The sequence below is a fragment of the Kitasatospora phosalacinea genome (genome assembly GCF_000716545.1).
In the GTDB taxonomy this organism is placed as follows: domain Bacteria; phylum Actinomycetota; class Actinomycetes; order Streptomycetales; family Streptomycetaceae; genus Kitasatospora; species Kitasatospora phosalacinea.
In genome coordinates this window covers 1-21,001 of the sequence record NZ_JNWZ01000097.1, presented here as the reverse complement: position 1 = coordinate 21,001, position 21,001 = coordinate 1, and the positions used below count along the sequence as shown (strand labels likewise).

22 protein-coding genes and 1 pseudogene are annotated in these 21,001 nt (G+C 75.2%); 14 read left to right on the top strand and 9 right to left on the bottom strand.

From position 1 onward, the window contains the following. Positions 1-185 precede the first annotated feature (185 nt). The 3 genes from OO48_RS39415 (at position 186) to OO48_RS32065 (ending at position 2,146) form a co-directional block, all read left to right on the top strand. Positions 186-482, top strand: a complete 297-nt coding sequence (locus OO48_RS39415) for a hypothetical protein (protein WP_209439581.1) — start codon at positions 186-188, stop codon at positions 480-482. Positions 483-566: 84 nt separating this feature from the next. Continuing rightward, a complete protein-coding gene (locus OO48_RS32070; RefSeq protein WP_033222754.1) occupies positions 567-1,331 on the top strand; it encodes a bestrophin-like domain in 765 nt (254 codons plus the stop codon). A 236-nt stretch (positions 1,332-1,567) separates the two neighbouring features. Then, a complete protein-coding gene (locus tag OO48_RS32065) occupies positions 1,568-2,146 on the top strand; it encodes a CYTH domain-containing protein (protein ID WP_051733273.1) in 579 nt (192 codons plus the stop codon). Between the two features lie 394 nt (positions 2,147-2,540). Here the strand turns inward: OO48_RS32065 and OO48_RS32060 are convergent, their stop codons facing one another. Further along, complete coding sequence (locus OO48_RS32060) at positions 2,541-3,284, bottom strand: dienelactone hydrolase family protein (protein WP_033222760.1); 744 nt, start codon at positions 3,282-3,284, stop codon at positions 2,541-2,543. A gap of 281 nt (positions 3,285-3,565) precedes the next feature. Between OO48_RS32060 and OO48_RS32055 the strand changes: the two genes are divergently transcribed. Together OO48_RS32055 and OO48_RS32050 are read left to right on the top strand one after the other, a co-directional pair. Then, positions 3,566-4,018 carry a MarR family winged helix-turn-helix transcriptional regulator gene (locus OO48_RS32055; RefSeq protein WP_033222752.1) on the top strand — a complete coding sequence of 151 codons (453 nt, stop codon included), beginning with the start codon at positions 3,566-3,568 and terminating at the stop codon, positions 4,016-4,018. 88 nt (positions 4,019-4,106) lie between these two features. Then, positions 4,107-5,525 (top strand): MFS transporter, encoded by a 1,419-nt coding sequence (locus OO48_RS32050; RefSeq protein ID WP_033222750.1) that lies wholly within the window; start codon positions 4,107-4,109, stop codon positions 5,523-5,525. Positions 5,526-5,556: 31 nt separating this feature from the next. Here OO48_RS32050 and OO48_RS32045 read toward each other — a convergent pair whose 3' ends face one another. Beyond that, positions 5,557-5,988 (bottom strand): nuclear transport factor 2 family protein, encoded by a 432-nt coding sequence (locus OO48_RS32045; protein WP_033222748.1) that lies wholly within the window; start codon positions 5,986-5,988, stop codon positions 5,557-5,559. 106 nt (positions 5,989-6,094) lie between these two features. Here OO48_RS32045 and OO48_RS32040 point away from each other — a divergent pair, with 106 nt between their 5' ends. The 4 genes from OO48_RS32040 to OO48_RS32025 are packed head-to-tail and all read left to right on the top strand — an operon-like array spanning position 6,095 to position 8,760. Continuing rightward, positions 6,095-6,667, top strand: coding sequence for a GNAT family N-acetyltransferase (locus OO48_RS32040; protein ID WP_245194890.1), 573 nt, complete (start codon positions 6,095-6,097; stop codon positions 6,665-6,667). Further along, a complete protein-coding gene (locus OO48_RS32035; protein ID WP_033222741.1) occupies positions 6,646-6,987 on the top strand; it encodes a hypothetical protein in 342 nt (113 codons plus the stop codon). Before OO48_RS32040 ends, OO48_RS32035 begins: the two co-directional genes overlap by 22 nt. 9 nt (positions 6,988-6,996) lie before the next feature. After that, positions 6,997-7,761, top strand: a complete 765-nt coding sequence (locus tag OO48_RS32030) for an HAD family hydrolase (RefSeq protein WP_033222739.1) — start codon at positions 6,997-6,999, stop codon at positions 7,759-7,761. Positions 7,762-7,818: 57 nt separating this feature from the next. Continuing rightward, positions 7,819-8,760 (top strand): GNAT family N-acetyltransferase, encoded by a 942-nt coding sequence (locus OO48_RS32025; RefSeq protein ID WP_033222737.1) that lies wholly within the window; start codon positions 7,819-7,821, stop codon positions 8,758-8,760. A gap of 17 nt (positions 8,761-8,777) precedes the next feature. Here OO48_RS32025 and OO48_RS32020 read toward each other — a convergent pair whose 3' ends face one another. From OO48_RS32020 to OO48_RS32010, 3 genes are all read right to left on the bottom strand, one after another. Continuing rightward, entirely contained in the window at positions 8,778-9,575 is a 798-nt protein-coding gene (locus OO48_RS32020) for a phosphotransferase (protein WP_033222735.1), read from the bottom strand. A 34-nt stretch (positions 9,576-9,609) separates the two neighbouring features. Continuing rightward, positions 9,610-10,635, bottom strand: coding sequence for a 2-dehydropantoate 2-reductase (locus tag OO48_RS32015; protein WP_245194889.1), 1,026 nt, complete (start codon positions 10,633-10,635; stop codon positions 9,610-9,612). Between the two features lie 126 nt (positions 10,636-10,761). Next, positions 10,762-11,880, bottom strand: a complete 1,119-nt coding sequence (locus OO48_RS32010; RefSeq protein WP_033222733.1) for a PP2C family protein-serine/threonine phosphatase — start codon at positions 11,878-11,880, stop codon at positions 10,762-10,764. Positions 11,881-12,234: 354 nt separating this feature from the next. On the opposite strand from OO48_RS32010, the gene OO48_RS32005 reads away from it, so the two are divergent. The 4 genes from OO48_RS32005 to OO48_RS31990 all read left to right on the top strand — a co-directional run bounded on the left by OO48_RS32005 (position 12,235) and on the right by OO48_RS31990 (position 17,042). Further along, positions 12,235-13,467, top strand: coding sequence for an extracellular catalytic domain type 1 short-chain-length polyhydroxyalkanoate depolymerase (locus OO48_RS32005; RefSeq protein ID WP_245194888.1), 1,233 nt, complete (start codon positions 12,235-12,237; stop codon positions 13,465-13,467). 179 nt (positions 13,468-13,646) lie between these two features. After that, a complete protein-coding gene (locus OO48_RS32000; protein ID WP_051733271.1) occupies positions 13,647-15,206 on the top strand; it encodes an APC family permease in 1,560 nt (519 codons plus the stop codon). After that, complete coding sequence (locus OO48_RS31995; RefSeq protein WP_033222729.1) at positions 15,203-15,577, top strand: cupin domain-containing protein; 375 nt, start codon at positions 15,203-15,205, stop codon at positions 15,575-15,577. The genes OO48_RS32000 and OO48_RS31995 overlap by 4 nt, the downstream gene beginning before the upstream one ends. A 73-nt stretch (positions 15,578-15,650) precedes the next feature. Next, the gene (locus OO48_RS31990; protein ID WP_033222727.1) at positions 15,651-17,042 is read left to right on the top strand and encodes an NAD(P)/FAD-dependent oxidoreductase; all 1,392 of its coding nucleotides are present in this window, start codon (positions 15,651-15,653) and stop codon (positions 17,040-17,042) included. Positions 17,043-17,148: 106 nt separating this feature from the next. Here OO48_RS31990 and OO48_RS31985 read toward each other — a convergent pair whose 3' ends face one another. From OO48_RS31985 to OO48_RS31970, 4 genes are all read right to left on the bottom strand, one after another. Further along, positions 17,149-17,841, bottom strand: coding sequence for an IMP cyclohydrolase (locus OO48_RS31985; RefSeq protein ID WP_245194887.1), 693 nt, complete (start codon positions 17,839-17,841; stop codon positions 17,149-17,151). Positions 17,842-17,947: 106 nt separating this feature from the next. After that, the gene (locus OO48_RS31980; protein ID WP_033222725.1) at positions 17,948-18,571 is read right to left on the bottom strand and encodes a DinB family protein; all 624 of its coding nucleotides are present in this window, start codon (positions 18,569-18,571) and stop codon (positions 17,948-17,950) included. Positions 18,572-18,874: 303 nt separating this feature from the next. Further along, positions 18,875-19,144: an acylphosphatase gene (locus tag OO48_RS31975; protein WP_209439580.1), complete on the bottom strand. Its 270-nt coding sequence runs from the start codon at positions 19,142-19,144 to the stop codon at positions 18,875-18,877. 114 nt (positions 19,145-19,258) lie between these two features. Further along, on the bottom strand, positions 19,259-19,870 hold the full coding sequence (locus OO48_RS31970; protein WP_033222723.1) for a GNAT family N-acetyltransferase: 612 nt from the start codon (positions 19,868-19,870) through the stop codon (positions 19,259-19,261). Between the two features lie 269 nt (positions 19,871-20,139). Between OO48_RS31970 and OO48_RS31965 the strand changes: the two are divergent. Next, positions 20,140-21,001, top strand: a pseudogene (locus OO48_RS31965) (FUSC family membrane protein); the annotation flags it as partial.

Here is a 21,001-nt window from a genome sequence, read left to right as displayed (position 1 = left end):
GAAGACGGCATACGAGATCTAGTACGGTCTCGTGGGCTCGGAGATGTGTATAAGAGACAGAGCCCACCCCGTCGCCCAAGCCCACGCCGACCCCGACACCCACGCCGACCCCCGCGCCCACACCGAAACCGACGCCGACACCCACCCCGAAGCCGGCGCCGACCCCGACACCCACGCCGACCCGGGTGCCCGCCAAGCCCGCGCCCGGCCCGGCCCGGCCCACCCCCAGCGCGGTGCCACCGCCCGCGCCGGCCCCCAGCCCCGCGCCGACGACACCGAGCCCGAGCCCCACCCCCAGCCGGCCCGCGCCCCCCGCGGTCGTCCACCTGCCGCCGCCCCCGCCGCCCGCCGCGGCGCCCAGGCGCCGCGGCACCCCGACCACCACCACGATGCTGGTGGTCACCGTCCCCGCCGTGCTCGCCGCCGCCGCGCTGCGTCCGCGCGGGAAGTCCGGCGGCGCCGGCCGCCGCGGCCGCTCCTGACCCGCAGCCGGTCGGCCGGAGCCCCCCTCGCGGGACACCCGCGAAACCCCATTCCAAGCTGGACAGTTCAGGAGAGGACCCGTCATGTCCGAATGGCTGGCACTCGCCCTCGCGATGGCCGGGGCGTGCCTGGTCGTCGTCGTGGTCGTGCTGGTGAGGCACCGCAGGGTCGACGAGGACGAGGACACCTCGGAGACGCCCGACGTCATCGAGTACATCACCATGATGATCGGCGTGGTCTACGCGATCGTGCTGGGTCTGGCGATCGCCGGCGTCTGGGAGTCCCGCTCCGCCGCGCAGGACGACGTGCAGCGCGAGGCCCAGGCGCTGCACGAGGTCAGCGCCCGGGCCGAGGTGTTCCCCGCCGACTACCGCGCCGCGGTGGCCAAGGACGTCGACGACTACGTCTCGTTCGTGGTGAACACCGAGTGGCACTACATGCGCACCCACGGGGAGCTCAGCCCCGAGGGCACCGCACTGCTCGCCAAGCTGCGCACCGACGTGGCCGAGCGCGCGCCGCAGAACGACATCGAGGCACAGGCCTACCAGTCGATGCTGGACAAGGTCGACACCGCCGACGAGGCGCGCAACTCCCGTGGCGGGAACGTCGGTCCGACCATGCCCGGGGTGGTCTGGTTCGGCCTCGGCATCGGCGCGGTGGTCACCATCGGCATGATGTTCGCCCTGCAGATCCGCCGCTCGCCGCGCGAACTGGTCCTGGCCGGCACGTTCAGCGCGCTGATCGGGTTCCTGCTCTTCCTGATCTGGGACTTCGACGACCCGTTCGGGCGCGGCATGTCGGTCACCACCGACCCGTTCCTCAACCTGTTCCCCTTCCTCGGTGACTGATCGGCGACCGTACCGGCGCGTCAACTGTCCGCTCGGTGAACGGAACCGAGCGGACAGGGTGCGCATTCGGTGGCGAGCCCCGTACCGGAGCCGTTCGCGCACTACTCTGGAGACCGCCGCCCGCCACGTCGACGGGGGTCCTGGTGCGGGCGGCTGACGGGGAGTCCGGGCAGGCCGCCGCCCCGGGCGGCGGTGGCACGGGCGCGACGGGGGAGAGCACGAGGGGGAAGCACGCCATGGGGAACCGCACGGGGGAGGACGCCCGCCGGGGCGCCGCCGCTTCGCACGCGCCGCACGCACCGCACGCGGGGGAGGAGGACCGGGCCGAACGGGAGCGCCGCTTCCTGCTCGCCCGGGCGCCCGCCCCCGACACCGTCACCGCGGCCCGCCGGATCACCGACCGGTACGTGGACGGCACCCGGCTGCGCCTGAGCCGGGTCGAGCGGCTCGACACCGGCGAGTGCAGCTACCGACTCAGCCGCGAACAGCCCGTCCACCCGGGCGCGTCCGCCGACCTCCAGCTCTCCGAGCAGGAGTACGCCCGCCTGCTGGCCGCCCTGCCCGGCCCCGAGCTGACCAGGATGCGCCTCGGCGTCCCTCCGCTCGGGGTGGACGTCTTCGAAGGGCCGCTGCTCGGGCTGGTCCTGGCCGAGGCCGAGTTCGAGAGCCCCGAGGATGCAGAAACGTTCGTCCCGCCTCCCGACTGCGTCGCCGAACTCACCCCCGACCACCACTTCACCGGCGACCACCTGGCCCGCACCGACCGCGAACGTCTCCGGGCCGGCCTCGCCGAGTACGGTGTGGCCCTGCCGTGAGCCCCGCGGCCGAGGGCCGGGGAGGACGGAACGCGTGGACGCCCGACCGCGGGAAGCGTGCGTGACGGCCCTGGTCGCCCTGGCCGGCAACGAGGACCACGAGGACCACGCGGACCGCGCGGACCGCGCGACGCCGGCCGGGCGCTCGCCGGGTCCGCCGAACTCCCGGCGGCGGCCCGGGCGCTGACCGCCCTGCGCGGCATGCTGGACGAGCCTGCGCGGCATGCTGGGCGAGGCGGAACCGGCCTTCCGCCCGGTGGCCGAGGCGCCCGGTCGTCGTGGAGCGTCCGGGCGTGGTGAGGCGACCGGTCGTGGTGAGGCGCCCGGCTCCTGACCCGCCGGGCCCCGAAGGCCCGGAGCACCCGAGGTGTTCCGGGCCACCGGGGGAGCGGGGCTACTTCTTCAGGTGGCGGGCGAGGAACCGGGCGGCGGCCTCCCCCGCGTGCTCCGGGACGCCGGTGTGGCCGCCCATGTTGGCGTTCAGGGACTTCTCCGCGGAGGCGAAGGCGTCGAACAGTTCCAGCGAGGCCTGCCGGTCGTTGCCCTCGTCGTCCCACTGGAGCAGGACGTGCAGCGGGACGGTCACCCGGCGGGCCTCCTCGAAGGTGGCGCGGGGGAGCAGGCTGCCGGCGAAGAGGACGGCCGCCGCGATGCGCGGCTCGACCGCGGCGAGGCGGACGCCGATGGACATCACCCCGCCGGAGTAGCCGACCGGGCCGCCGAGGCCGGGCAGGGCCAGCAGGGCGTCCAGGGCGGCCCGCCACTCGGGGACGGCCCGGTCGACCAGCGGGAGGACCAGGGCGTCGATGACCTCCGGGCCGATCGGCTCGCCGGCCTCCATCGCCCGGCGCAGTTCGGCGCGGCCCAGGTCGAGGGCGGGGACGCGGGGGCGCTCGCCGCTGCCGGGGAGTTCGATGGTGGCCGAGGCGAAGCCGTCCGCGGCCGCGTGGCGGGCCCGGGCCGCCAGCCGGGGGCGCATCCGGGCCAGGCCGAGCGGCGGGTGGCCGAGCAGGAGCAGCGGTGCGGGCGTACCGGCGGTGGCGGACGCGGGCGTCCACAGGACGCCGGGGATCCCGTCGAGGGTGAAGTCGCGCTCGAGGACGTCGTCGTCGGGGCGCTGTTCGGAGGTGAAGCGCACAGCGGTCATGGCTGTGGTGCCTTTCGGGAGTGCTCGGAACGGCGCTCCCGGACGGCCTGTTACCGCCCGACCGTGGCCCCGGAGGGGAGCACCCATGTCGATCCTGCGTTCACGGGTACCACCTCCAAGGTCTCTTGCACGGCCTCCGGAAAGGTAGCAGCGGGCCCGGCGCGGTGCCAAACGGCTCCGTGCGCGGCCGCGGGCCGCGAGGAGCGGCGCTGCCCCGTCGAGATCTACAGGGAAACTGTACATTCGGCGGGGGAAAACCTAGGGTGGGGAGCATGAGCGAAGACCCCGACCCCGCACCGTCCGCCGTGCGCGCCTCGCAGCAGGTGCGGTCGGTGATCGGCAAGCTGCGCCGACGGATCCGGGCCGCCGCCGGGACGGGCGACTTCACGCTCACCCAGGCGTCCACCGTGGGGCGGCTGCTGGACTGCGGGGGACAGGGCCTGACCACCAGCGACCTCGCCGTCGCCGAGGGGATGCGCCACCAGTCGATGGCCACCACCATCGCCACCCTGGCCGGGCAGGGCCTGGTCGAACGCCGCCGGGACCCGGAGGACGGCCGCCGGGTGCTGATCGTCCTCACCCCCGAGGGCCGCCGCCGCGCCGAGGCGGGCCGCCGGGCCCGCGGCGAGTGGCTGGCCGCCGAACTGCAGGCGAAGTGCACCGAGGAGGAACGGCGGACCGTCATCGCGGCGATGGCCGTCCTCGAACGGATCGTCCAGGAGTGACGGCCCGCCGCCCCCCGGCGCCCCGACCCCCGAACCACCACGACCACCACGACGAGCACGACCACGACCACCGAGCGGCAGAAGCACCATGACCGACCGTACGACCGCGACCGCCCCCGGCGAACAGGTGGCCGAGGCACCCGCGCTCGACCGCCGACTCGTCCCCCCGATGGTCCTCGGCTCCGTCCTCAACCCGATCAACTCCACCGTCATCGCCGTCGCGCTGGTCCCGATCGGCGCCGCGCTCGGCGCCTCGCCCGCGCAGACCGCCTGGCTGGTGTCCGCGCTGTACCTGGCCACCGCGCTCGGACAGCCCGTGGTGGGGCGGCTGATCGACCTGTTCGGGCCGCGCCGGCTCTTCCTCGCCGGCACCGGCCTGGTCGGCGCGGCCGGCGTCCTCGGCACGCTCGCGCCCGACCTCGGCACGCTGATCGCCGCCCGGGTCGTCCTCGGCTTCGGCACCTGCGCCGGCTACCCCGCCGCGATGGCGCTGCTGCGCGCCGAATCCCGGCGCACCGGACGGGACAGCCCCGCCGGGGTGCTCACCCTGCTCGCCGTCGCCAACCAGACCGTCGCCGTGGTCGGCCCGCTGCTCGGCGGACTGCTCACCAGCGCCGGCGGCTGGCGCACCACCTTCGCACTGAACATCCCGCTGTCGCTGCTCGCCGTCACCCTCGGCGCGCTGCGCCTGCCCAGGCAGGAACCGGCGCCCTCGATCGGCCCCGGCCCGCTGAAGCGGATCGACCTGCCCGGGATGGCCCTGTTCGCCGTCCTGCTGCTCTCGCTGCTGCTGTTCCTGATGCACCCGCACCCCGACCGCTGGTACCTGCCGCTGCTCACCCTCGCCGCCGCCGGCGCCTTCACCGTCCGCGAACGCCGCGCCGAACAGCCGTTCATCGACGTCAAGGTGCTCGGCGGCAACACCCCGCTGCTCGCCACCTACGCCCGTGCGCTGGCCGCCTACGTGGTCGCTTACGCCTTCCTGTACGGCTTCGCCCAGTGGACCGAGGAGGGCTTCGGGCTGACACCGCTGCAGGCCGGGCTGGTGCAGGCACCGACCTTCCTGGTCGGCATCGGCGTCTCGGTGCTGGCCGGGCGGCGCGGCGGCATCCGGGCCACCCTGCTGGTCGGCGCGGTCGGCCAGATCGCCGCCTGCACGCTGATGCTGGCCCTCGGCGCGCACAGCCCGCTGTGGGTGCTGCTGGTGCTGGCCGTGGTGTTCGGCGTCCCGCAGGGCGCCAACGGGCTGGCCCTGCAGAACTCCGTCTTCCTGCAGTCCGACCCGGCCCGCACCGGCTCCTCCGCCGGGCTGCTGCGCACCTTCGCCTACCTCGGCTCGATGGTGGCCTCGGCCGCGACCGCCGCCGCGTACGGGCCGCACGCGGGCACCGCCGGGATGCACCAGCTGGCCTGGGTCATGCTGGGCGCGGCGGTGCTGTTCCTGCTGCTCACCGCCTTCGACCGGACGCTGCCCGCGCTGCGCGCCCCGGCGGCGGCCCGCTCCTGACCCGGAACCGGTCGGCGCGGCCCGTACGGGCTCAGCCGGCCCGGCCGCCCGAGACGGCCAGGCCGTCCATGTAGTCGCGGACGTGCACGATCAGCCCGTCCCGGACCCGCAGCACCAGCAGGCCCGGCACCGCGAACGCGCCCCGGCCGCCCGCGATCTCGCCCCGCACGACCTGCTCCACCACCAGCACCTCGGGGTCGGTCGACGGGTGCAGCGCGTGCTCCTCGATCTCGGTCGGCCGGGCCGGGCTCGCCCCCCACGCCGCCCCGTACCCGGCGCGCACCGCCTCCCGGCCCTCGTAGCGCTCCGGGAAGCCGGGGAAGCGGAACGGGAACTCGTGCACCGCGTCCGGCGCGTACAGGTCGGCGAGGGCGTCGGCGTCCAGGTCGAGCACCGCCCGGCGGTAGCGCGCCAGCACGCCCTGCGGGGTGCGGTCGGACGGGTCCGGAACGGCAGCGGACATGGTGAACTCCCGTGACAGGTGGGGAAGTCGGTGTGCCCACGATCCTACTGCGGAGCGACGCCCCGCCGGGTGGGATTCCAGGCGCCCGCTGCGGCAGGATGGCACCGTGAGACCTCCCGCCGCGACGCCGCCGATCATGCCGCCGCTGCCCGGGGCGGTGCCGGAACTCCCGGCCGCGCACGGCTACCGGCTGCGCGGCTGGACCCCGGAGGACACCGGGCTGCTCCGCGAGGTGGCGGCCGACCCGTACATCCCGCCGACCACCACCGTGCCCGCGCCGTACACCCGGGCCGGGGCGGCGGCCTACCTGGAACGCCAGCGGCGCCGCACCGAGATCGGCACCGGCTACCCCTTCGTGATCGTCGACCCGACGGGCCGGGCGGTCGGCAGCGTCGGCCTCTGGGTGGGCGGACTGCCGCTGCGCGGCCGGGCCTCGGTCGGCTACTGGGTGGCCGCCACCGCCCGCCGCCGGGGCGCCGCCACCGCCGCGCTGGGCGCCGTCACCGACTGGGCGCTCGACGAACTCGCGCTGCCCGGACTGGAGCTGTGCGTCGAGCCGTGGAACAGCGGCTCGATCCGCACCGCCGAACGCACCGGCTTCCGACGCACCGGCCTGCGGCCCGCCCACCAGGTGGTGGCCGGGCGACCGCGCGACATGTGGCACTACGTCAGGCCGTAGCGGACGCCCCGGTCACCCGTCGCCCTCGGCGCACAGCCCGGCCGGTCCGGGCGGGCTCCACCGAGCCGGAGAGGGCCGTCCGGATCTGCGCCCTGGAACCCGGCGAACCCGGCGGCCGGCTGACCGGCGCGTTCGGCGTCTTCGCCGACCTGCCGCCCGACCTGGCGGGCGAGGGACTCCCGGCCCGCGCGGCTGCCGAGATCGCAGCCGACCGGGGCGTCGGCTTCACCCGCGGCCCGACCCGGTCACCGGCCACCGGGCTGCTCGCCGGGGAACGGTCGTCCGAATATGCCGAGAACTTTCCCGGACGGCGGTACTAGGCTGCCGCAATGGCCACTGTGAACACCCCCGGGAAGCCCGTCGAGCTGGTGGTATTCGACTGCGACGGCGTACTGGTCGACAGCGAGCGGATCGCCGTGCGCGTGCAGGTCGAGGTCGGCGCCCGGCTCGGCTGGCCGCTGGGTCCGGACGAGGTGGTGGAACGCTTCATCGGCCGCACCCACGCCGCGATCTGGGCGCAGGTCGGCGAGCGGATGGGCCCCGTCGCGGCGGCCGAGTGGGAGCGGAGCTTCGAGCAGCGCCACCGCGAGCTGGTGGACGCCGAACTGGCGCCGGTGGACGGCATCGTGGCGGCCCTGGACGCGCTGGACGCGCGCGGGCTGCCGTACTGCGTCGCCTCCAGCGGCAGCCAGGCCAAGATGCGGCACACCCTCGGCCGCACCGGGCTGTACGGGCGCTTCGCCGGACGGATCTTCAGCGCCGACGAGGTCGCCCGCGGCAAGCCGTTCCCGGACGTCTTCCTGCACGCCGCCGCCGGTACGGGGTACGCCCCCGAGTCCTGCGTGGTGGTCGAGGACAGCCCCACCGGGCTCCGGGCCGCCCGCGCCGCCGGCATGCGCCGCCTCGGCTACACCCCCGGCCCGGCCGGGCGCGCGCTCACCGGCGGCGAGTTCGGGCACCGGTACTTCGGGGAGGACGGGTACCGGGGGCCCGACGGCGAGCAGCGGAGGGACGCCGGGGGCGCGGACGACGACACCGTGCTGTTCTCCGACATGCGGCACCTGCCCGCGCTGCTGAGCACGCTCGCCGGCTGACCGGCTGCCCGACCATCGCGCCCTGTTCCACCCCTCCTGCCAGGAAGGACCCCGCCCATGGCCCGGGCCATGCTGCCCGCCGGGTACACCGCCCGGCCGCTCGACCCGTCCGCCGACCTGCCCGCCGTCCTCGACCTGCTGACCGTCTGCGAGCGGGACATGCACGGCGGTTCGGCGGCGCCGGCGGACGCGGGGGAGCTCGCCTCCGTGCTGGCCCGCCCCGGCTTCCACCCGGCGCTCGACACGCTGCTGGTGCACGGCCCGGACGGGAGCCTGGTCGCCTGGGCGTGGAGCGACCGGCGCTGCGAGTGCCGCGTCCACCCCGCGCACCGGGGGCGCCGGATCGGCACCGCCCTGCTGGGGTGGATGGAGGGCCGGGCCGTCGAGCAGGGCGTCGGCAAACCGGTCCAGGTCGTCGCCGACCTGGACGCGACCGGCCTGGCGATGCTGCGTACGTACGGGTACCGGCCCAAGGGCGCCAGCTGGCTGCTGGAGATCGCCCTCGACGGGCTGCCCGCGCCGTCCGAACTGCCGCCCGGGCCGGCGGGGGTGAGCATCCGTCCGTTCCGGGCCGGTGACGAGCGGGACGAGCGCGCGGCGCACCGGGTGGTCGAGGACGCGTTCGCGGACTGGAAGGCCCGCCGGATGGACTTCGCGGAGTGGGCCGAGCACGCCGTCCACCGGGAGAGCTTCGCCCCCGAGCGCTCGCCGCTCGCCGTCTCGGACGCCGACGGCCGGGTGGTCGGCGTCGCCCTGGCCCTGGACCAGCCCGGCAGCGGCGACGGCTACGTGGAGAGCCTGGCCGTCGACCGCGCCCACCGCCACCGGGGCATCGCCCGCCACCTGCTCCAGCACACCTTCCGGGCCTGCCGGGACGCCGGGCTGAGCCGCTGCACGCTGTGGACGCACTCCGGGACGGGCGCGCTCGACCTGTACCTCAAGGTCGGCATGACCGTCCGGTACACCTCGGTGGTGCTGGAGAAGAGCCTCACCTCCTGACGGACCGCCGGGAGCGCTCAGCCGAGCAGGTCGAGCAGGCGCAGCGCCTGGCGCTCCCCGGTGCCGGGCGGGTTGCGGGCGGTGGTCGACGCGTCGCCGCTGAGGAACACCAGCCACAGCAGGGCGAACAGCCGGCGGCACTCCGGCAGCCGGCGCGCCTCGGCGGGGGAGGGCTCGAACCGGGCCAGGAAGGCCCCGGCGTCCAGGTCGGTGTCCACCCAGGCGGAGACGTGCTCGACCATCTCGGCCAGCTCGTACGGACGGTCGGAGCGCCCGGAGTCCTCGAAGTCGACCAGGCGGACGTCCGCGCCGTCCCACAGGAAGTTGGCGAGGTTGCCGTCGGCCTGCCCCAGCACGGGCACCGAGGACGATCCGCCCGCGCGCAGCCCGGCCTCCGCGCCGTCCAGCCAGCGCAGGCCCGCCGCCAGCGCCCGCCGCGCCCCGGGGCCGCGCACCGCTCCGGCCCGGGTGCGGATCGCGGCCGCGGACTCTCCGACGTCCCAGCGCCGGGCCGGCAGCCGGGCGGCGGCCCCGGCCGGTACGGCGTCGTGCAGCCGCCGCACCGCGCGGGCCAGCGCGTCCAGGTGGGGGCCCGTCAGCTCGGCGCCGCGCAGCGGCGTGCCCGGCAGGCGGGACATGGTGACCGCGCCCCCGGTGAAGGACAGCGGGCGCGGGGCCAGCCCCGGGGCGTACCGGTCGAGCAGGGTCAGCGCCCGCCACTCCCGCTCCGGCTCGCCGTTCGCGTCCGGACGGAAGCGCTTGCGCACCGAGTCGGATCGCAGGTCGAGACCGTGGGTGGTCCACCGCTGGGTCATGGCGGGACGTCAGCTCCTCGGGAGGGGCGGGGAGTCAGGGCCGCCGGTCGAGGGCCGCGAGCAGGTCGGGGCCGGACCAGGCGGGCGGTTCGGCGGCGGCCTCGGCCGCGCGGACCAGGTCGAGCAGCCGGCGGTTGGCCGGGGCGGGCAGGCCGTGGCGCTCGGCCAGCGCGACCACCTCGCCCTGCAACTCGCCGATCTCGGTGGGACGGGCACGCTGCAGGTCCTCCCACATCGAGGAGCGGGCCCGGGCGTCCACCCGCAGGCTCGCCGCCGCGACCCGGCGGAACACCGCGTCCGGCAGGCCCAGCACGGACGGCATCCACTGCGGCGGGACGGGCGTCAGCCGGGCCGGTGCCAGGCCTGCCGCCGCGAACGCCGCCAGCGCCTCGCGCTGGCAGCGGGCCAGCACCAGCCGGTACGCGCGGCTGCCGAGCTGGTCGCGCAGCGGCAGGCCGGAGAGCGCGTTGACGGCGTTGTTGAGGTTCATCAGCAGCTTCGCCGCCTGCACCCGCGGCATGTCCGCGCGCAGCCGCACCGGCAGCCCGGCGGCCCCCGCCACGTCCGCGAACCGCCGGGCGGCGGAGGCCCGTTCGACCATCAGCTCGCCGCCGGTGCCCTGGTGGAAGGAGGCCGGGCCGGTGCGCACCACGTTGTACGGCACCATCCCGGCCAGCACCGTCCGGCCGCGCAGCGCCTCGCGCAGCGACAGCGCGTTGTGCAGGCCGTTCTGGAAGCTGATGACGGTGCTGCGCCCGTCCAGGTGCGGGTCGAGCTGCCGGGCGGCGGCCGCGGTGTCCGCGGACTTGACCGTCACCAGTACGTAGTCGGCGCCCGCCGCGGCGGCGGCGTCCACGGCGGTGCGCGGCCGGGCGTGCAGCCGGCGGTCGCCCGGGCCGGTCAGGGTCAGGCCCGCCCGGTCCAGTTCGGCCATCGCGGGGCCCCGCCCGATCAGCGTCACGTCGGCGCGGGCGGCCAGCGCCCCGCCCAGCCGGCAGCCGATGCTGCCCGCCCCGAACACGGCGATCCGCAGCGGCAGCGTCGAACGGTTCTCGGACACCGGCGGCTCCTTCGACAACGGCGTCAGCGGCACGGCCCAGAGGTTACCGCCAAGTCGTGAAAGGTCCAGCCGCCGGGGGAGGGGGTTGGAGCCGGGGCGGCTCGGCCCCGAACCGCCCCGGCTCCCTCAGGCCCCGACCGCTGGCAGCCGGGTCGCCAGCAGCGCCGCCACGTCGTCGTCGGCGGGCCCGCCCGCGTAACGGCGCAGGTCCCGGCGGAGGTTCTCCAGCAGCACGACGTCCGGATCGGCGGTCCAGCGGGCCAGCCGCTCGGCCAGCGGGTAGAACTCGCCGCGCCGGTCCCGGGTCTCGCTGACGCCGTCGGTGTACAGCAGCACCCGGTCGCCGGGCCCCAACGGCACGGTCTGCGGGTGGTACTCGCTGGCCACCAGCGCCGACAGGTTCAACGGCGGCAGCGGCACCCGCGGCTCCACCGGCCGCACCGTCCCGTCCGGGCGCAGCAGCACCGGCGGCGGGTGGCCGCAGTTCAGCAGGTACGCCTCCGGCCGGTCGTCCGGGATCTCCAGCAGCAGGGCGGTGGCGAAACGCTCCGAGGCGTCCAGCGAGGTGGCCCGCTCGGCGTACCGCTGCAGCCCGATCTCCAGCCGGCTCGCCAGCGCCGGCAGGTCCTTCGCGTCGTACGCGGCCTCCCGGAACGAGCCGAGCAGCGCCGCCGCCATCTCCACCGCGGGCAGCCCCTTGCCCTGCACGTCGCCCAGGATGATCCGCACCCCGAACGGCGTGCGCACCGCCTCGTACAGGTCGCCGCCGATCTGCGCCTGCTCGGCCGCCGCGTTGTAGTACAGCGCCAGGCCGACCCCGCCGAGCCGGTCCGGCAGCGGGCGCAGCACCACCTGCTGCGCCGTCCGCGCCACCGAGCGCACCAGCGCCAGGTCGCGTTCGCGGCGCACCCGCATCCCGGCGGTGTACGAGGCGGCCAGGGTGACGGTCACCGTCGCGGCGATCACCGAGGCCGCCGACGCGCCGACCTGGCCGTCCCGCAGCAGCGCCAGCACCACCTCCGTGACCACCGCGAGCAGGCCGATCGCCAGGGTCCCGAACGAGCCCCAGGTCGCCGCCGCGAGGGCGGGCGCGGCCGCCACGAACCTGTCGTAGCGCTGGCCGGCCGGGGTCTCGGAGTCCGCCACCGCCGACAGGGCGATCAGCAGGAAGGGCGACAGCCGGGCGATCAGGCCGAGCAGCGGCCGGCCCCGGCCGGTGGAGGATTCGTCGTCGATCGTGGCCATGACCCGGTGAACGCTACCCGGGCCGCCCGCCCGGTTGTGGGAGGCGCGGACGGATCGATGATCAACCCCCGTCGTCCGTTCCGTCGTCCGTTCAATGGTCGCCGCCGCCATGCCCGGGGGACCACCCGTGGTGCGCCGTCCCATGGGCCGCCGCCGGGGACGCGCCGATGATTCACCGCGAACGGTGCTCGGCCACCCCCCCACCGGCACGCGAGCACCCGCGGAGAGCGGAGCCCCCACATGGCACTGACAGGACGACGGACGAGAGCGGGACGGACGGGAGCGGGAGCGACCCCGGCGGCGCGGACGGCCACCGGGAGAACCGGACGCCGGGCGGGTGCGGTGGCGGCGGGCGTGCTGCTCGCCGCCGGGCTGCTGACCGGGGTGCCGCAGGCGTCCGCGGCCGGGCTCGGCCAGGTCACCGGCTTCGGCACCAACCCCGGCAACCTGGCGATGTACAGCTACGTCCCGGCCGGGCTGCCGACCGGCAGGCCGCTGGTGGTGGCGCTGCACGGCTGCACCCAGACCGCCACCGACTACTACGACGACTCCGGCTGGGCGCAGCTCGCCGACCGCTGGGGCTTCGCCACGGTCTTCCCGCAGACCAACTCCTCCAACAACCCGCTGTCCTGCTTCTCCTGGTTCGACAGCGGCAAGGACACCCGCGGCAAGGGCGAGGCGCTGTCGGTCAAGCAGATGGTCGACAAGGCGGTCGCGCTGTACGGCAGCGACCCGTCCCGGGTCTACGTCACCGGCCTGTCCGCCGGCGCGGGCATGGCCGCCGACCTGCTGGCCGACTACCCGGACGTGTTCGCGGGCGGCTCGATCGCCTCCGGCCTGCCCGCGCAGTGCGCCACCACCCAGGCCGCCGCCTCCGGCTGCCAGAACTCCAGCCGGAACCTGACGCCCGCCCAGTGGGGCGACAAGGTGCGCGCCTCCTACCCCGGTTACACCGGCCCGTGGCCGAGGGTGGCCATCTGGCACGGCAGTTCGGACGGCACCGTCGCCCCGGTCAACGCCACCGAACTGCGCGACCAGTGGACCGACGTGTGGGGCATCGGGCAGAGCGCCTCCGCGACCCGGTCGCTGCCCGGCAACACCACGCTCAGCGTCTACGACGACGGCGCGGGCCGGCCCGCCGTGCAGCTGTACACCGTCTCGGGCATGGGCCACGGCCTGCCGGTGAGCCCCGGCAGCGGTACCGCCAACTGCGGGAAGAGCGGTGCGTACTTCCTGAACACCATCTGCTCCTCGTACTACACCGGCCTGTTCTGGGGCCTGGACGGCGGCGACGGCAGCACGGCCACGCCGTCCCCGTCGTCCTCGCCCTCGGCCTCGCCGTCGCCCTCGGCGTCCCCCTCCGCCCCGCCGTCCCCCTCCGCCTCGCCCTCGGCCCCGCCGCCGGGATGCTGGACGGACAACAACTACAACCAGGTCGCCGCGGGCCGGGCGCACCAGAGCGGCGGGTACGCGTACGCGAACGGGTCGAACCAGAACATGGGGCTGTGGAACCTGTTCGTCACGCACACCCTGAAGCAGACCTCGGCCGGCTACTTCGTGATCGCCGACTCGGGCTGCGGTGCGTGAAGCGCACCTGACCTGGCACGATGTGGGCTCCGTCGATCCGTCGGCGGAGCCCGCCACTGTGTCAGAGGCGCAACAAGACGCCTGACAGATTGAATGATTGTCCTATGTCAACGGGGCGGCAAGACTCGTGGCTCGCAGAACAGACGACATCCGAGCCGACCCCGATTGCCAAGGTGAAAATGACCGCCATCCCCGTGGCCCCGCCGGAGAACCGGTGGGCGACGCCCAAGCGCGTGAGCCTGGTCCCGCTGGTTGCCCTGATCTTCTTCAGCGTCTCCGGCGGCGCCTACGGAATCGAGCCGCTGTTCTCGACCTCCGGCCCCGGCATGGGCATCCTGCTCATCCTGGTGGCCCCGCTGATCTACAGCGTGCCGCACGCCCTGGTCTGCGCCGAACTGGGCACCGCCATCCCCGTCGAGGGCGGCTACTACCACTGGGTCAAGCGCGGCCTCGGCCGGTTCTGGGCCTTCCAGCAGGGCGTGCTGCAGTGGGTGTGCAGCTTCGTCGACATGGCGCTCTACCCGGTCATGTTCACCTCGTACCTGTCCAGCCTGATCGGCGCCGTCGCCCCCGGCGAGCACGTGTTCTTCGAGTTCCACCTGTACAAGGCCGACATCCAGGTCGACCTGAACTGGGTGATCTGCGTCGGCGTCATCCTGCTCTTCACGCTGCTGAACCTGATGGGCGCGGGCTGGGTCGGCGACTCCTCGGTGGCGTTCGCGATCATCTGCCTCACCCCGATGCTGGTCCTCACCGCGATCGGCTTCTACCAGCTGATCACCGACGGCACCAACCCGGTCTCCTCGATGACCGCCGAACAGGGCCAGTCCACCTGGAACGCCTTCGGCTCCGGCCTGTTCATCGTGATGTGGAACTACTCCGGCTGGGACTCGGTCTCCACCGTGGCCGGCGAGATGGAGAACCCGAAGAAGCACCTGCCCAGGGCGCTGTTCTGGTCCGTGCTGCTGATCATCATCGGCTACCTGCTGCCCTCGCTGGCCTCCCTGGCCGTCGGCGCGGACGGCGACAACGGCTGGAAGAGCTGGAAGGACGGCGCGCTCCCGGACATCGCCGGCGAACTGGCCGGGCCCTGGCTGCAGTACGTCGTCACCATCGGCGGCCTGTTCGCCTCGGTCGCGATGTTCTCCGCGCTGCTCGCCTCCTACTCCCGGCTGCCCTCCTCGCTCTCGCACGACGGCTACCTGCCCAAGTGGGTCTCCAAGGAGAGCCGGCGCTACAAGATGCCGATCGCCTCGATCGTCGGCTCCTCCGTCGTCTACGCGCTGTTCTGCTTCTCCAGCTTCCAGAGCCTGGTGATCTACGACGTCTTCCTCACCAACATCGGCATCCTGCTGGAGGTCGCCGCCCTGATCGCGCTGCGCATCCGCGAACCCCACCTGGAGCGCCCCTACAGGATCCCCGGCGGCTGGTGGAGCATCGGCCTGATCGCCACCTGCCTGCTCGGCGTCAGCGCCTGGGCCGCGATCCAGCAGTACAGCGAGGAGGGCACCAAGGCCGTCGTCTACTGCCTGATCGTGGTCGGCGCCTCCCTGCTGCTCTACCCGCTGCTCGCCGCCCGCAAGGCCGCCCGGGCCTCCGCCGCCGCCGACCGGGCCGCCGTGAACGGCCGGGACGCCGAACTCGGGGACGGGGCGTACGAGCTGTCAGGGTGGAAGCCGGACTCGGCACACAGTGACAAGGCCGTCAGCGGCACCGGGACGGATAGCGTCGAGGCATGATCAACAGCTTCGCCCTGCACGTCCCGGACGCCGAACTGGAGCCCGAGCCGCTCGACCCCGGGCAGATCGTCTCCGGCGCGCCCGAGGTCACCGGCAAGGTGGTCTGGGAGTCCGCCGACGGGCGCCAGGTCCGCGGGATCTGGCAGATCACCCCCGGCACGGTCACCGACACCGAGGCCGACGAGATGTTCGTCGTGCTCAGCGGCCGGGCCACCGTCGAGTTCGAGGGCGGGCCCGTCCTCGAACTCGGCCCCGGCGACCTCGCGGTGCTCCGCGAGGGCGACCGCACCACCTGGACCGTCCACGAGACGCTCCGCAAGGTCTACACCGTCAACCTCGGCCAGGACGCGGCCGAGGCCGAGGACCGATGACTCCCTGAAGCACCCACGGCCCGGCCGCCCCCACGGCCGGGCCGCACCCTCCCCTAGGCAAGGAACCGAGAGCATGGACCCCGTACACGCACTGCGGGACGCCAAACCCACCCCGTTCTGGCTGGAGGACCCGGGCCGCCCGGACGCGAACTCCGCCCTCACCGGCGACGTCCGCTGCGACCTGCTGGTCGTCGGCGGCGGCTACAGCGGCCTGTGGACGGCCCTGATCGCCAAGGAGCGGGACCCCGGGCGCGACGTGGTCCTGATCGAGGCCGAGCAGACCGGCTGGGCCGCCTCCGGCCGCAACGGCGGCTTCTGCGCCGCCAGCCTCACCCACGGCCTCGGCAACGGCCTGGAGCGCTGGCCCGACGAACTGGCCGCCCTCGAACAGCTCGGCGCCCGCAACCTGCAGTCCATCGAGGACGCGGTGGCGACGTACGGGATCGACTGCGACTGGGAGCGCACCGGCGAACTCGACGTCGCCACCGAGCCCCACCAGGTCGAGGAACTCGCCGAACTGTACGAACTCGCCAAGCAGTACGGCGACTACGAGCTGCTGGACACCGACGCCGTCCGCGCCCAGGTCGCCTCGCCGACCTACCTCGGCGCGCTCTGGGACAAGGACGGCGTGGCGATGCTCCACCCCGCCAAGCTCGCCTGGGGCCTCAAGCAGACCTGCGAGCGGCTCGGCGTGCGGATCTTCGAGCACACCAAGGCGCTCGACATCGCCGAGTCCGGCCCCGGCATGGCCGTGCGCACCCCCTACGGCCGGGTCCTGGCCCGGCAGGTCGCCCTCGGCACCAACGTCTTCCCCTCGCTGGTCAAGCGGATCCGCCCGTACACCGTGCCGGTCTACGACTACGCGCTGATGACCGAACCGCTCAGCGCCGAACAGCTCGCCGCGATCGGCTGGCAGGGCCGGCAGGGCATCGGCGACGGCGCCAACCAGTTCCACTACTACCGGCTGTCCGCCGACAACCGGATCCTGTGGGGCGGCTACGACGCGATCTACCACTACGGGGCCAAGGTCCGTGCCGAGTACGACCAGCGGCCGCAGACCTACCAGACCCTCGCCCGGCACTTCTTCCGGACCTTCCCGCAACTGGAGGGCCTGCGCTTCACCCACGCCTGGGGCGGCGCCATCGACACCTGCACCCGGTTCTCCGCCTTCTTCGACACCGCCCACCACGGCAAGGTCGCCCTCGCCGCCGGCTACACCGGCCTCGGCGTCGGCGCCACCCGCTTCGGCGCCGAGGTCATGCTCGACCTCCTGGCGGGCCGGCCCACCGAGCGCACCGCCCTGGAGATGGTCCGCCGCAAGCCGCTCCCCTTCCCGCCCGAGCCCGTCCGCTGGGCCGGCATCGGCATCACCAAGTGGTCCCTGGACCGCGCCGACCGCAACGCCGGCCGCCGCAACCTCTGGCTCAAGACCATGGACAAGCTCGGCCTCGGCTTCGACAGCTGACCCGCGCCCCTCACGACGGCCGCCCGCACCCCCACGCGGGCGGCCGTCCGCCGTGCGCGGCCGGAACCGCCTGCGAGAGCTCCCCCGGGCGGCCGGTGACGGGACGTCAGTCCGTCGCGTGGCGGAGCAGGACCTCCGGGAAGGCGGACGGGGCGAAGACCGCCGCGGCCACCCGGTACTCGGACGGCAGGGCGGACCAGAGGTGGTCGAGCAGGGCAGGGGCGTCCGGGTACGGGGTGGTGACCTCCAGGTAGGGGGTGCCGGTGGCCGGGGCGGCGGCGGGGCCCTGGTAGGTGGTCAGCAGGACGCCCTCGCCCGGCGCCGGGCCGTCCAGGCGCAGGAAGAGACGGTCGGTGCCGGTGCGGGAGGCCGCGCTGCGGCGGGCCGCGCCGAGCCAGGTCGGGCCGCCCGGGCGGATGTCCGCGACGGCCGTCAGGCGCGGGGTGAAGATCGGCGGGTCCGGCTCGTAGTCCAGGCCGTCCAGGGCCTCCAGCGGGGAACGGCCCGCGTCCAGCCGGTCCGCGACCACCGCGACCTGCTCGCCGTTGCCGTACACCACCCGCTCGCCGCTGCGCCGCACCGCCTGGTAGTGCCGCAGGTCGTCGTGCTCGCGGACGTCGGTGGGGACGACGCTCAGTGCGCCGTCCGGGGTGGCGCGCAGCGCGCGGGCGCGGGAGGCGGGGCTGCGGCCGGTCAGGAAGTAGGCGGCCAGTTCGGCGCCGTCGGCGGTGCGGCAGCGCAGGACGCCCCGTCCCGGGTACGGGTGGGCGGCGAGGGCCTCGGCGAGGTCGATCGGCACGGGCGGGGTCCCTTCGGACGGGGTCGGTGACCGGCGGACGACGATCGTCCCAGAGCCGCGGGCGGCCGGCGGGCGGGGGGCGCCGCCCGCGCGGCCCCGGCCGGTGTCAGTCGGGCAGGCGCTCGCCCGCCGCGACCGCCGCCCCGCGGGCGGCGCGCTCCACCCGCGCGTAGTGGTCCGACCACCAGTCCGCGTCCCCCTCGGGCAGCACCGAGCCGTTCGCGCGCAGGCCGGTCCGGCCGTCCACCAGCTCGCGGACCAGGTCGGCGTGGCCCGCGTGCCGGTGGGTCTCGGCGACCACGTGCAGCAGGACCCGCCCCAGCGTCAACTCGCCGTGCGGGGGCCACGGGACCTTGCCGACCGCGTCCAGCGGCAGCGCGTCCACGGTGGCGTCCGCGTGCGCCCAGACCCGGCGGTAGCCGTCGAGCAGGGCCTCCCGGCCCTCCTCCGGCCGGGCCCACAGATCGGCGTTCGGCTCGGCCGCCCCCGCCACCCACAGGCCCGGGCCGCCCTCGAACGGCCGGTCGAAGGTGGTGCCGAAGTACGCCGCCTCCGCACCCGTCAGGTGCTTGACCAGCCCCAGCAGGTTCGTCCCGGTCGGCGTCAGCGGGCGGCGCACGTCGTACTCCGACAGCCCCTCCAGCTTCCACACCACCGCGCTCCGGGCGTCCTGCAGGTACAGCTTCAGATCCCGCTTCGTCGCGGCGAGCCCATCGTCCGTCTCCGTCATGCCCGGAGTCTGGCCGCCGCCGAGCCGCCCCCACAAACCGTTTTCACCGCCCCGCCCCCAACGGCGCCGTCCAGCTGTGCCACGGGACGGGCGCGATCTGCGAGGCGTTCAGACTCGGCCGCCGGGTGGTCGCCTCGGTCTGCGTCACCGCCGCCGCCGGCGACCGCGGCTTCTGGGTGCTCGCACCCCGCGCCTGCGGGACGTCCAGCCGCACCGGTTCGCCCAGGTCTTCCCCGACGACGTCCGGCCGTACGGGGACGGGGACGGGGACGGGGACGCCCGAGCGCGGCGCCTGACGGGCGGTCAGGTCGTGATGGCGAAGACGAGCAGGCCCTCCGGCTGCTCCTCGTGCACCTCGACGTGGTCGACCACCGCCCGGGGCGGGCCGTGGTGCGTCCAGGCGACCATCTGTTCCACCGGGTCGGGATCGCCCTCGAAGACCGCCTCGACCCGCCCGTCCGGAAGGTTGCGCACCCAGCCCACCACCTCCGCCTCCGCGGCCGCGCGGCGGCAGGAGTCGCGGAAGAAGACGCCCTGCACCGTGCCCGAGACCAGCACCCGCCGCCGGATCACCCGTCGTCCACCTCTCGTCGCGTTCGTTCTCGCGTCCGTCCCCGCCGTCACTGTCGCTGCCAGCAGGTATACCGCAGCGGGACGGGACCGGGGCGGGACGGCGCGCGGTCGGGCTCAGGGCGCGGGGCGCTCCTTCACCCACACCATGCCGCGGCCCGACTCCGCCGGGGCCCGCACCCCGTCCTCCTCGATCCGTTCCAAGCGGTAGCCCAGCCGACGGGCCACCTCGGCGCTGCGCAGGTTCGCCTCGTCGCAGCGGATCTCGACCCGCTCCACCGCCGGAAGGCCCGTCAACAGCCCGGTCAGCGCCCGGGCCGCCCGGGTGGCCACGCCCCGGCCCAGGTGGTCGACGTGGCACCAGTACCCGATCTCCACCGCGCCGCCGCCCCGCTGGTCGTGCAGCCCCACCATGCCCAGCGGCGTCCGGTCGTCGGCCGCGAAGACCCCGAAGGCGTAGCTGCCCCCGGCATTCGGCCAGGCCAACGACCGGGCGAACCGCTCGGCGTGCTCCGGCTCGGTCGGTAGCCGGTCCGCCCAGCCCATCCACGGGTGCAGGTGCGCGAAACTGGCCGTGATCATCCGGTACCGCGCCCCCGCCTCCCCGGCCCGCCAGCGGCGCACCACCAGCCCTTCGGCGTCCAGCCGCTCCGGGACGTCACCGGGGCGCAGGACGGGCGCGGGGCCGGACGGCCGGACGGTCGGTCGGGCGGGCGGTGCGGAGTCCATGCGGGCGCTTTCGACGGGCCGGTGCGGAGACGGCTCCGGCAGGGGGACGTTCGGCATCCGGATGATGTCCCGCCGCCGCCCGGCCGGGCAACCGGACACCACCGGCCCGGACGGGCGTCATCCCGGCGTAACGCGGGTGCAGCGGGCGCGACAAGATCCACGCCTAGGCTACGGGAGGAACGGGCGGACGCGAGGAGGGGGTTCCCACGGACAGGCGACGGGCACGACCGGACTGGCTGACCCACCCGCTGCGCTGGCAGCGCGGCCCCGTGCCCTGGGCGGCGACGGTGCGCGGCGCGGCCGGCATGGCCGTCCCGCTGGGCCTCGCGGTCGCCGCCGGACGGCCCGCCGAAGGCGTGCTGGCCGGGCTCGGCGCGATGTTCGCCGGTGTCAACGACCGCCCCGCCGGGCGGCGCACCGGTGCCGTGCAGCAGGCCGTCCCCGCGCTGGCCGGCGCCCTCGGCCTGCTGATCGGCGCCGCCACCGGATGGTGGGCGGTGCCGCTGCTCGGCGCGGTCGGCCTGCTCTGCGGGGCGATCAGCGTCACCGGGCCGGTCGCCTCCGCGGCCGCCGTCCAACTGATGGTGCTCACCGTGCTCGGCTGCGGCATGCCCGTCCCGCTGCCCGGCTGGGCCAAGGCCGGCTGCTACCTGGCCGGCGCCGGCTGGCTCCTGCTGCTGCGCCAACTCACCACCCACCCGCGCCCGCTGCACGCCGAACGGCAGGCCGTCGCGGCCGTCTTCGACGCACTCGCCGAAGCCCTGGACGCCACCGGCACCGACCGCGCCGAACCCGCCCGCCGCCGTCTCACCGCCGCCCTCGACCGGGCCGGCGAACAGCTCCGCACCGGCCCCGACCACACCCTGGGCACCCGGCTCGCCGCCGCGTCCGACCTCTGCGAAGCGGGCGTCGCCCTCCTGCGCGACGCCCGCCCGCTGCCCGCCCGGCTCGCCACCGGCCCGCGCCGCCTGGCCGCCGCCGTCCGCGCCGACCGCCTCCCGGGCCCGCTGCCCGTCCCCGCCGCCGCGACCCCCGCGACCGCGGCCTTCGACCGGGCCGTCCTGCACGCGGCCCTGGCCTTCGGTGGGACGGCGTCCGGGGCGGGGGCGCGGGGGCGGGGGCGGGGTGTGT

Excerpts from the sequence above, each read along its gene's own strand:
- OO48_RS32020 (WP_033222735.1), bottom strand. The coding sequence starts at position 9,575 with ATGACCCAGCGGTGGACCACCCACGGTCTCGACCTGCGATCCGACTCG.
- OO48_RS32030 (WP_033222739.1), top strand. The coding sequence starts at position 6,997 with ATGGCCACTGTGAACACCCCCGGGAAGCCCGTCGAGCTGGTGGTATTC.
- OO48_RS31970 (WP_033222723.1), bottom strand. The coding sequence starts at position 19,870 with ATGGACTCCGCACCGCCCGCCCGACCGACCGTCCGGCCGTCCGGCCCC.
- OO48_RS32025 (WP_033222737.1), top strand. The coding sequence starts at position 7,819 with ATGGCCCGGGCCATGCTGCCCGCCGGGTACACCGCCCGGCCGCTCGAC.
- OO48_RS32045 (WP_033222748.1), bottom strand. The coding sequence starts at position 5,988 with ATGTCCGCTGCCGTTCCGGACCCGTCCGACCGCACCCCGCAGGGCGTG.
- OO48_RS32050 (WP_033222750.1), top strand. The coding sequence starts at position 4,107 with ATGACCGACCGTACGACCGCGACCGCCCCCGGCGAACAGGTGGCCGAG.
- OO48_RS32000 (WP_051733271.1), top strand. The coding sequence starts at position 13,647 with ATGACCGCCATCCCCGTGGCCCCGCCGGAGAACCGGTGGGCGACGCCC.
- OO48_RS32065 (WP_051733273.1), top strand. The coding sequence starts at position 1,568 with ATGGGGAACCGCACGGGGGAGGACGCCCGCCGGGGCGCCGCCGCTTCG.
- OO48_RS31990 (WP_033222727.1), top strand. The coding sequence starts at position 15,651 with ATGGACCCCGTACACGCACTGCGGGACGCCAAACCCACCCCGTTCTGG.
- OO48_RS31995 (WP_033222729.1), top strand. The coding sequence starts at position 15,203 with ATGATCAACAGCTTCGCCCTGCACGTCCCGGACGCCGAACTGGAGCCC.
- OO48_RS32055 (WP_033222752.1), top strand. The coding sequence starts at position 3,566 with ATGAGCGAAGACCCCGACCCCGCACCGTCCGCCGTGCGCGCCTCGCAG.
- OO48_RS32070 (WP_033222754.1), top strand. The coding sequence starts at position 567 with ATGTCCGAATGGCTGGCACTCGCCCTCGCGATGGCCGGGGCGTGCCTG.
- OO48_RS32010 (WP_033222733.1), bottom strand. The coding sequence starts at position 11,880 with ATGGCCACGATCGACGACGAATCCTCCACCGGCCGGGGCCGGCCGCTG.
- OO48_RS31980 (WP_033222725.1), bottom strand. The coding sequence starts at position 18,571 with ATGACGGAGACGGACGATGGGCTCGCCGCGACGAAGCGGGATCTGAAG.